Raw genomic sequence first — 9641 nt, 5'->3', positions numbered from 1 at the left:
TCGCGTCAGCGGACCGCGACCACCAACGGCGTCGGGTTCACCGGGTCCGGCGGGACGGGGAGCGAGCCGCGGATCTGGTTCTGCGCCTGGCAGTCGCTCGTGCAGTTGGTGGCACCCTGCGACAGCTCGACGGCGTCCTCGCCGAGCACGCCGCCCAGCCGGCCACCGGGCTGGACGGTCCACGTGGTGGTCGTCGCGGTCTGCGACGTCTTCGTGGCGACCTGCGGGCTGTCCTTGCCGAGGAGCATCTGGTGCGAACCACTGCCGGACGCCACGGCCGCGACGCCGTCACCGAAGTTGATCTTGCCCGTGTACGGGTTCGTGAAGTAGAAGAGTCCCGCACCGAGCGTGTGGGTGAACGTCACCGGGCCGGCGAACTCGGTCTCCATCTGGAAGACGCCGCCCTGGGCGCCGTCCTTCGCCTGGATCTTGTACTTGCCCAGACTCGTCGAGAAGATCGCGACCAGAGTGTCGTCCTTCACGTCGAGCGACGCCAGCTCGGCGCCGGCGAGTTGGCCGGCGGTGAGCGACGGGACCTTCGAGGCGAACACCACCGTCGGCTTCGTCACCATCCGCTGCGTGTCCGCCGCACCGGTCAGGGTGTAGTCGTACACGCCGAGGTCGGCGATGCGGATGTCGAAGCCGTTGTGCTTGCCACGGACCTTGATCGAGCCCGAGACGGCGACGCCTTTGACCTTGAAGTCCTTCCCCACTGCGGGGTTCGTCGTGGTCCCGTTCACCGTGACGGCGTAGTCGCCACCGGTCGAGGTCTTGCCGGACGCGTTCGCGGGGGAGACCCCGACGAGGGCGGCTGCGGCCACGGCGCCGAGGGAGACCGCGGCGGCGATGCCGGTGAGTCGGCGGCGCGTGCGCACGGTGTGCGTGGAAGCCGGGTTCGTGGGTGCGGCGTGCATGGGTGCCTCCTGGGGAGGGGCCGGGGTGGCCCGTACACGTCGATCGTCGCCGGACCCGGTCGACGGCACCATCGGACCTTGGTACTAGTACCCGGTCACCAGCCGTGGTCGCGGGCCCAGAGTGCGGCGCTCGTCCGGTCGGCGACCCCGATCCGCCGGAACAACGAACCGACGTGCACCTTCACGGTCCGTTCGGCGATCCCGAGTTCGGTGGCGATCTGCCGGTTCGACAGTCCGCGAGCGAGCCGCACCAGGACGTCACGCTCGCGTGGGGGCAGGTCCGGACCTGGGTCGGCGGGCGCGGCCCCGGGCAGGAGCGCACGGGCCACCCGCGGGTCGATGGGCGTCTCGTCCCGGCCAGCGGCGCGAACCGCGGCGACGACCTCGTCGGGGGAGGCGTCCTTGAGCAGGTAGCCGGTCGCGCCCGCGGCGAGTGCGGCTCGGACGCGGTGGTCGTCGGAGAACGTGGTGAGGACGAGCACCCGGACATCGGGCAGCAGGGCGCGCACCTGCCGGGTGGCCTCGACCCCGCCGGCGCCCGGCATCGACAGGTCCATCACCACGACGTCGGGTCGGAGCGCGGGGGCGAGCGCCACGGCGTCCTCGCCCGTCGACGCCTCGCCGACGACCGCGCAGTCGTCGGTCGTCGCGAGGACGGCGCGCAGGCCGCCCCGGACGAGGGCGTGGTCATCGACCAGGAGCACCCTCACCGCAGGTCCTCGGCGTCCGCGGGGACCTCGAGCTCCCAGGTGGTGCCGGTGCCGGACCCGGTGCGGAGGCGCAGGGACCCGCCGGTGTCCTCGGCGACCTCGCGCAGCAGCGTCGTCCCGAGGTGCCCGGCGCGGGTCGAGCCGACGACGACCGCCGGGTCGAACCCGGTGCCGTCGTCGGCCACGACCACGCGCACGACGGCTCCGGACCGGTCCACCGTGACCTCGACGCGGCTCGCCCCGGCGTGCTTGACGGTGTTCCAGACGGCCTCGCGGACGAACCGCACGACCGCGAGGAGCGCCGCCGGCGAGGCGTCGACGACGTCGGGCGAGCGGATGACCGTGGTCAGTCCGGCGGCGCGAGCCCGTGCGCAGGCGTCCTCGAGCGCGGGAGCGAGTCCGTCGGGCGTCGGGGCCGCTGGACGGATCGTCGACATCGACGTCCGGAGCGATGACACCGCCGACCGGAGCACGACCGCGACGTCGCGCGTGGCGGGGTCGGCGCCCAGCGACAGGGCGAGGCCGGCGACGTCCTGCACCGGGCCGTCGTGCAGTTCCGCGGCCATCCGGCGACGTTCGGCGGCCTCGGCGTCGAGCGCGCGGCCGAGCAGCCGTTCGCGCAGCCGCTGGCCGGAACGGATGCGGACGAGCAGCCAGAGCAGCAACGGGACGAGCAGTGCGAGCACGACGGCGACGACGCCGAACGCCAGGGCGGCGAACGACCCCCGCAGGTCCGCAGCTCGGGCGAGCACGTCGTCGTAGGGCTGGTACGCCTCGAACAGCAGCGCTTCCCCCGAGGGCGTGTGCACCGCCTGGTACGCCTCGAGCAGCGGCCCGTGTCCGCGTTCGTAGCGGTTCTCAGGCTCGTCGAGGTCGGACACCTCGGCGTCGGACCGGTCGGACTCCAGTGCCTCGAGGTCCTCGGCGGACAGCGGGAACCGCTCGCCGACCAGCCGCCGTTCATCGGACCACAGGACGGTCCCGTCCGCCGCCCAGAGCTTCATGCGCACGGCCGATCCGGCCCGGAGCTCGCCGGCGACCGCGTCATCCAGTCGAGTTCGGGCGGCGGCGTGATCGGCGTCGGTCGCGGCCGGGTCGGCGATCACGTCGAGCAGCGCCGGTTCGACCACGACCCGTGCCAACGCCGCGGTGTCGGTGGTCGCGTCGCGGACGGCGAACGACTCGGCGATGCGCTGGGAGACGAGTGCCCCGGTGGTCGCGACGGCGGCCCCGCCGACCACGGCGGCGAGGACGACCCCGACGAGGACGCGCCCCCACGGAGTCCGCCCCGTCCGTCGCCGCGGGTCGGCGGCCACCACCACGACCGGCTGCGCGGTCGTGCCACTGTCCGACGACCGTTGTCCGTGCACAGGGACACCGTAACCGGCGCGCCGTGATCGTGGAACAGGCGGACGGGAGGCCCGTGGCGGCGTCGCCACGGGCCTCCCGTCCGTCCTCGGTCGCGTGCACCGCACGCGCCGCGCCCGACAGGAGCGGTCGCGGTCCCGACTCGCCGCTCACGTCCGCCGAGGTTCCGATCGGGAGCCTGACGGCCGCCGACATGCCGAGATCTCGGAACCTCGGGGGAACACGCGCGGGCGTGCCGCGCGGGCGTGCCGGGCGGGTCGTGCGCCTACGACGTGGGCACGGACGCACTCAGCGCCTCGCGCACCGAGCCCCACGCGGCCAGGCGGTCGCGGACCGCCTCGTGCCGCTCGGCGGCGAGTGCGTCGGCGTGTGCACGCTCGAGCACCTCGTCGATGACGATGCGCTGCCCGGTGCGGGTCGAGGCGATCGCCGCCTCGACCATCGCGAGGCTCATGACGTTGCCGTGCACCTCGCCGTCCGGGGTCTCGCCCGAGCGCACGGCGTGCACGAAGGACGTCAGCGCCCCGGCGATCTCGTGCCCCACACTGGCAGCGGCCGACGGCGCACCGGCGGTGCCGTCGAGGTCGCTGGACGGGTCGTGGTCGCCGTCCCACAGCGCCGTGCCGGCGGCACCCGAGGCCCGCCAGTCGCCGTTCCACGAGGTCTCGGCGCCCGGTGCGCACCACGAGCCGTCGTACACGTACCGGACGTCGTCCTCGAAGGCGAAGACCGCTGCTGCCGCCGCGTCGCCGCGGTACCAGGACCACGACGGGTTCCACGACTCGCAGTACACCGACACCGGGTCGCGTTCGAGCACGTAACGGGCGGAGTCGAACGCGTGGATCGCCATGTCGAGCAGCAGGACGTCGTCCATCTGCTCGCGGAAGCCGCCGAAGTGCGGGGCCTTGGCGAACCGGGTGCCCAGGCCGCCGATCGCGCCCAGACCGCGCACGTGCTGACGGAACGCGACGAGCTGGTCGTTGTAGCGCCGCGACTGCGACACCATGAACAGCTGTCCGGTGGCCTCGGCTGCCGCGGCGAGCGACAGTGCTTCGGCGACGGTCTGCGCTGCGGGCTTCTCGCCGAGCACGGGGAGACCCGCGTGCAGAGCCTGCAGTGTGACGGGGTGGTGCGCGACCGGGACGGTGATGTCGAGCACCGCCTGTGCGCCGGTCTCGGCGGCGAGCACGGTCAAGTCGGTGCCGACGGGGATGCTCGGGTCGCCGGCGTGTTCGGCACCGGCCCGGGCGGCGTCGAGGTCGAGGTCGACGATGCCGACCAGCTCGACGTCGGGGTCGGCTGCGACGGTGCCGAGCCAAGCCCGACCCATGCCCCCGGCGCCGACCTGCAGGACGCGGAGCGCGGTCACGCCTGCGCCCCGGCGTGGTCGTCGACGGGGGCGTCGCCGACGGCGGCGTCCTCGACAGGGGCGTCCTCGACGGGCGCGTCGTCGAACGGGCCGCGGTAGTGCTGCCCATCGAAGTACTCGCCGAGGTCGTAGCGGCGGAGCGTCGGGATCTCACGCTCGCGCTCCGGCCGCGCCCACTCGGTCGCGTTCGCGATCACGCGGCGGACGTCCTCGTGGTGGTACACGGGGAAGTCCTGGTCGCCGGGCGAGAAGTAGAAGATCTTCCCCAGGCCGCGGCGGTACGTCATGCCGCTCCGGAACACCTCGCCGCCGGTGAAGCCCGAGATGAAGACGAGCTCGTCGGGGGTCGGGACGTCGAAGTACTCGCCGTACATCTCCTGCTCGGGGATGACGATCGGGTTCGGGACACCGCGGGTGATCGGGTGCTGCGGGTTGACGGTCCAGACGAGTTCTTGGTCGTGCTCGCTCCGCCAGCGCAGGGTGCACGTGGTGCCCATCAGCTTGCCGAAGATCTTCGACCAGTGGCCGGAGTGCAGGACGACCAGGCCCATGCCGGACAGGACGTGCTTGTGCACCCGGTCGACCACGGCGTCGTCGACGTCCTGGTGCGCGGCGTGCCCCCACCAGGTCAGGACGTCCGTCGCGGCCAGGACCTCGTCGGTCAGGCCGTGCTCGGGCTCCTGCATGGTCGCGGTCCGGACGACGGCCTCGGGCAGGTTCTCGCGGATGCCGTCGGCGATCGCGCCGTGCATGCCGTCGGGGTACCGCTCGGCGACGTGCTGCTCGACCTGCTCGTGGACGTTCTCGCCCCAGACGGTGATGCGCAGCGGGGTGGTGGTCATGGTGTGCCTTTCTGGCTGGGTTGCGTGGTGGCGTCGGTCCGGGGCCGTCACTTGACGGCACCGCCGAGGGCACCAGCGGAGATGTACTTCTGCGCGAAGATCAGCAGGACGGCAGCGGGCAGGGACGCCAGCACCGAGGTCGCCATGACGGGCCCCCAGTCGGTGACGTTCGACCCGATGTAGTTGTAGATGCCGAGCGTGATCGGTCGGACCGCGGTGGTCGACGTCAGGGTCAGTGCGATGAGGAAGTCACCCCACGCGCCGAGGAACGTGAAGAGCGCCGCGGTGACGATGGCGTTCCGGCTGATCGGCACGACGATCGACACGAATGCCCGGAAGTCGCTGGCGCCGTCGACGAGTGCCGCCTCGACCAGGCTCGGCGGGATCGACTCCATGAACGCCCGCATGAGCAGGATGGCGAACGGCACCTGGACCGCGCTGTCGGCCAGGATCAGCCCGACGTAGCTGTTGAGCAGCCCGATGTTGTTGAACAGCGTGTACAGCGCGTTCGCGATGACGATCGCCGGGATCATCTGGGTGATGAGCAGCACGAGCAGGAACACGCGGCCGCCGCGCATCCGGAACCGGGCCAGCCCGTAGGCGGCCGGCGTCGCGATGGCCAGCGTCAGCAGGACGGTGCCGAGGCCGATGATCATGCTCGACAGGAAGTTCTGCCCCTGCTGGGCGAACGCCGCCTCGTACCCGGCGAAGGTGGGGGAGAACGGGAACCACGTCGCCGTGGCGGCGCCGGACGTCGCCTGCAGGCTGGTGTTCACCATCCAGTAGACGGGGAACACCATGATCGCGAGGAACACGCACCCGAGGATCGTGAACGGGATGCCCTTGGCGGAACCGCGCGGGCGGGGTGCCCGGGTGGTCCGCTTCGTCGTGATCGCGCGGGTGGCGGTGACGGTCTGGTTCGCGAGTCCGACGCTCATTCGTCGACCGCCTTCCGGGAGATCGCGATGTAGACCATCGCGAAGACGAACGAGACGACGATGAGCACGTTGCTCACCGCGGCTCCGATGCCGAACTGGAAGTTGATGAACGACTGGTGGTACGCGTTCGTGGCGAGGGTCTGCGTCGAGTTCGCCGGCCCGCCGCCGGTCAGGCCGAGGATGATGTCCACGACCTTCAACGTGTAGACGACCCCGAGCACGACCACGACGCTGACCACCGACCGGATGCTCGGCCACGTGATGTACCAGAACGCCTTGAACCCGGTGGCGCCGTCGAGCGACCCGGCCTCGTAGAGCTCCGGCGGGACGGACTGTAGGCCGCTGTACAGGATGGTCGTGTTGAACGGGATGCCGAGCCACACGTTGACGCCGATGACGGCGATGAGCGCGAGGCTCGGGCTGACCAGCCACGGGACCGGGGCGATGCCCACCAGGCCGAGGAGCTGGTTGAGTGCCCCGCTGTCCTGGTCGAGCAGCCACTTCCACACCGCGCTCGAGGCGATGAGCGGCAGCAGCCACGGCAGGAGCAGCAGCCCCCGCAGGAAGCCCGACAGCGGGAAGTGCCGGCGGAAGAACAGCGCGAGGCTCAGCCCGATGACGAACTGCAGGATGATCGAGCCGGCCGTGAACAGGGCGGTGTTCACGAGGCTCGTCGTGAAGACCGAGCTCTGGAACACCGAGATGTAGTTGCCGAGCCCCACCCAGGGGGCTTCGCCGGTGAAGAAGGTCGCCGTCGTGTAGTCCTGGAAGGACATGATGATGTTCTTCACCACGGGGTAGCCGAAGAAGACGGCCACGAAGACCGCCGCTGGCACCACGAAGAGCCATCGGGTCACGCCGGATCGGAACCGGGCTCGTCGCTGCCCGGGTCGGGGGGTCACCACGGGCGGGATCGTCCGTGGTCGTGTCTGTGTCGAGGCGCTCACGCCGGGGTCCTTTCCTGCACGCCGGAGGGAGCCGACCGGTCGGCCGGCTCCCCGTGGACTACTGCTCTTGCGACTGCGCCTGCTTGAGCGCTGCCTCGGGGCTGGCCTTGCCGGTGAGGGCGAGCTGGACGGCGGTGTAGATCTTCGTGGCGGCCTTGGGCCAGTCGGGTCCGAGCTCACCGGTGCGGGCGCGGGCGGTCTGCACCGTGGTGACGAAGGACGCGACCTGCGGGTGGTCCTTCGCCCAGGCGGCGCCGGCCTCGAGGTTGGTCGGCACGTTGCCGCTCACCTCGGACAGGGTCTTCTGCATCTTCTGCGAGTGGAGGCAGCCGACGAACTTGCCGGCGAGCTGCATCTTGTCCTTGTCGCCGGTCTGCGGGACGGTGAACGCCTCGCCGCCGAGCGGTGCGACCGTGGCCTCGCCGGTGCGCGTCGGGATCGGCACGCTGTCGAACTCCAGGCCCTTCTTCTCGTTGAGCGCCGGCAGCTGCCAGGGACCGTTGATCATCATCGCGGCCTTGCCGGCCAGGAACTGGTTGTTGACGTCCGCCTGGGCCCAGTTGATCGAGCTCTTCGACATCGAGCCGTCGTCCTGCAGGTCCTCGACGAGCTGCAGCGCCTGGGTGGCGTCCGCGGTGGCGATGTCCTTCTCGTCGCCGCCGTTCGACCAGAAGAACGGCAGGAACTGCCAGGTGCCCTCGTACGTGTTGATGTTGCTCATCGCGAAGCCGTAGGTCGAGCCCTTGGTGAGTGTCTTCGCGGCGGCCTTGAGCTCGTCCCACGTCTTGGGCGGCTGGACGCCGGCGTCCGCCAGGAGCTTCTTGTTGTAGTAGAGCGCGATGGAGTTCGTGTTCGACTGCAGGCCGTACAGCTTGCCCTTGTAGGTGCTCGCCGCCTTCACGCCGGGGACGTCGCCGTCGGCGTCCAGACCGTAGTCCGACAGGTCGGACAGGGCACCGGAGGAGGCGATCTGCTGGACGTCGGGGTTGTCGAGCATGAGGACGTCGGGCAGCGTCTTCGACGATGCCTGCTGCAGCACCTTCGCGATCAGGCCGGCGCCGGCGACGTGGTTGATCGTGACCGTCGCGCCGACGTCCTTCGCGCACTGCTTGTAGACCGGGTTGTAGTTCGCGTCGTAGTAGTCCTCGATCGTCAGGGCCTTGCTGCCGCCCGACGAGGCCGATCCGGAGCCGGAGCAGCCGGACAGGACCAGGGGGATCGTGGCGACGACGGCGACTGCGCCGACGAGGGCGCGCGTCCGGCGGGACATGGAGGGGAATCTTTGCTTCATTGCAGAGCTCTTCTCTTGACGGATGCTGGGGCAGGCACGCATCGACGAGGCCGCTGACGTCATCGTCGCTGTGCTCCTGGGGCGAGAAGCTAACAGATAAGCGCTTCACCTGTAAAGCGCTTTTCTGTCTTCCCGCGCGCTAGGATCAGCGCCATGGCCACGATGCAGCAGGTCGCCGATCGGGCGGGGGTCTCGATCGCCACCGTGTCCTTCGTGGTGAACGGGACGAAGTACGTGACCCCCGGCACGACCGCGCGGGTGAAGACCGCGATGCGCGAGCTGAAGTTCCGCGGCAACGTCGTCGCCCGGGCCCTGGCGAGCCGGCGGACCCGGATCATCGCGCTGCTGTTCCCGACCACCGGCAACCGCTTCAGCCCGACGACCTCGCAGTTCTTCATGAGTGCGGCGGAACGGGCGTCCGAGCGGGGACACCACCTCGTGCTCTGGCCGGTGGACCCCGCTGGTGACGACCTCGACGACCTCGTCTCGGGCGGGCTCGTGGACGGCGTCATCCTGATGGAGGTGCGGATGGACGACCCGCGGGTCGCTGTCCTCACCGAACTGGGCGTGCCGTTCACCCTGATCGGCCGGACCCGTGACAGCAGCGGTCTGCCCTTCGTCGACATCGACTTCGAGACGACCATCGAGGACAGCCTCGACCACCTCGAGACGCTCGGGCACCGCCGCTTCGGACTCGTGCTCGAGGACCTCGAGGGCACCCCGATGGCCGGCTACGCCCCGCACCTGCGCGTCGAGGCGACCTTCCGGCGAGCGATCGCCGAGCGCGGGTTGGCCGGAACGGTCGTCACCGCCGGGCCGGGCAGCGACGGCGGACGCCAGGCCACGAGCGACCTGCTCGCGGCGGACCCCGACGTCACCGCGCTGCTCGTGATGAAGGACGACTCGTCCGCCGGCGTCCTGGTCGGGCTCTACACCGCCGGCCGGCGGGTCCCCGAGGACGTCTCCGTGCTCAGCATCGCGTCGTCCGAGGCCAACGCCGACCAGCACTACCCGCGGCTGTCGACCATGGTCGCGCCGGGACAGGAGCTCGGGATCCGAGCCGCCGACGCCCTCATCGAGCAGCTCGACGGCACGTCCGACGACCTGCCGCACTTCCTGCTGCCGTGCACGCTCCGCACCGCGGAGTCCACGGCCCCCGCGCCCGCCTGACCACCTGACGGCCCCATCCGAGTCTCGGCGCCGCGTCCCCGAGACTCGGGCGCAGCGACAGTCCTCGCGCCGGCGCCCCCGAGGACTGTCGC

Annotated in this window: 9 protein-coding genes; 1 reads left to right on the top strand and 8 read right to left on the bottom strand. The window is 71.0% G+C overall.

The annotated features are described in order from the left end of the window. Positions 1-5: 5 nt before the first annotated feature. From ABH929_RS13910 to ABH929_RS13875, 8 genes are all read right to left on the bottom strand, one after another. Complete coding sequence (locus ABH929_RS13910) at positions 6-914, bottom strand: hypothetical protein (protein WP_404561645.1); 909 nt, start codon at positions 912-914, stop codon at positions 6-8. Positions 915-1009: 95 nt separating this feature from the next. Beyond that, a complete protein-coding gene (locus ABH929_RS13905) occupies positions 1010-1624 on the bottom strand; it encodes a response regulator (protein WP_404561644.1) in 615 nt (204 codons plus the stop codon). After that, entirely contained in the window at positions 1621-2994 is a 1374-nt protein-coding gene (locus tag ABH929_RS13900) for a sensor histidine kinase (protein WP_404561643.1), read from the bottom strand. Before ABH929_RS13900 ends, ABH929_RS13905 begins: the two co-directional genes overlap by 4 nt. 263 nt (positions 2995-3257) lie before the next feature. After that, complete coding sequence (locus tag ABH929_RS13895; RefSeq protein ID WP_404561642.1) at positions 3258-4361, bottom strand: Gfo/Idh/MocA family protein; 1104 nt, start codon at positions 4359-4361, stop codon at positions 3258-3260. After that, positions 4358-5203: a ThuA domain-containing protein gene (locus ABH929_RS13890; protein WP_404561641.1), complete on the bottom strand. Its 846-nt coding sequence runs from the start codon at positions 5201-5203 to the stop codon at positions 4358-4360. Before ABH929_RS13890 ends, ABH929_RS13895 begins: the two co-directional genes overlap by 4 nt. Positions 5204-5250: 47 nt before the next feature. After that, positions 5251-6141 carry a carbohydrate ABC transporter permease gene (locus ABH929_RS13885; protein WP_111084887.1) on the bottom strand — a complete coding sequence of 297 codons (891 nt, stop codon included), beginning with the start codon at positions 6139-6141 and terminating at the stop codon, positions 5251-5253. Beyond that, entirely contained in the window at positions 6138-6998 is an 861-nt protein-coding gene (locus ABH929_RS13880) for a carbohydrate ABC transporter permease (protein WP_111084886.1), read from the bottom strand. The genes ABH929_RS13885 and ABH929_RS13880 overlap by 4 nt, the downstream gene beginning before the upstream one ends. Positions 6999-7146: 148 nt before the next feature. Beyond that, positions 7147-8358, bottom strand: coding sequence for a sugar ABC transporter substrate-binding protein (locus ABH929_RS13875; RefSeq protein ID WP_205464016.1), 1212 nt, complete (start codon positions 8356-8358; stop codon positions 7147-7149). A gap of 174 nt (positions 8359-8532) precedes the next feature. Here ABH929_RS13875 and ABH929_RS13870 point away from each other — a divergent pair, with 174 nt between their 5' ends. After that, positions 8533-9549: a LacI family DNA-binding transcriptional regulator gene (locus tag ABH929_RS13870; RefSeq protein ID WP_404561640.1), complete on the top strand. Its 1017-nt coding sequence runs from the start codon at positions 8533-8535 to the stop codon at positions 9547-9549. Positions 9550-9641: the final 92 nt, after the last annotated feature.

It is taken from the genome of Curtobacterium sp. AB7, from assembly GCF_044909335.1.
Lineage (GTDB): Bacteria > Actinomycetota > Actinomycetes > Actinomycetales > Microbacteriaceae > Curtobacterium.
The sequence above is the reverse complement of the archived record's forward strand: the minus strand, read 5'-3'. Positions and strand labels throughout refer to the sequence as shown.

Coding starts and splice junctions, on each gene's coding strand:
- ABH929_RS13870 (WP_404561640.1), top strand. CDS start 8,533: ATGGCCACGATGCAGCAGGTCGCCGATCGGGCGGGGGTCTCGATCGCC.
- ABH929_RS13890 (WP_404561641.1), bottom strand. CDS start 5,203: ATGACCACCACCCCGCTGCGCATCACCGTCTGGGGCGAGAACGTCCAC.
- ABH929_RS13910 (WP_404561645.1), bottom strand. CDS start 914: ATGCACGCCGCACCCACGAACCCGGCTTCCACGCACACCGTGCGCACG.
- ABH929_RS13875 (WP_205464016.1), bottom strand. CDS start 8,358: ATGTCCCGCCGGACGCGCGCCCTCGTCGGCGCAGTCGCCGTCGTCGCC.
- ABH929_RS13885 (WP_111084887.1), bottom strand. CDS start 6,141: ATGAGCGTCGGACTCGCGAACCAGACCGTCACCGCCACCCGCGCGATC.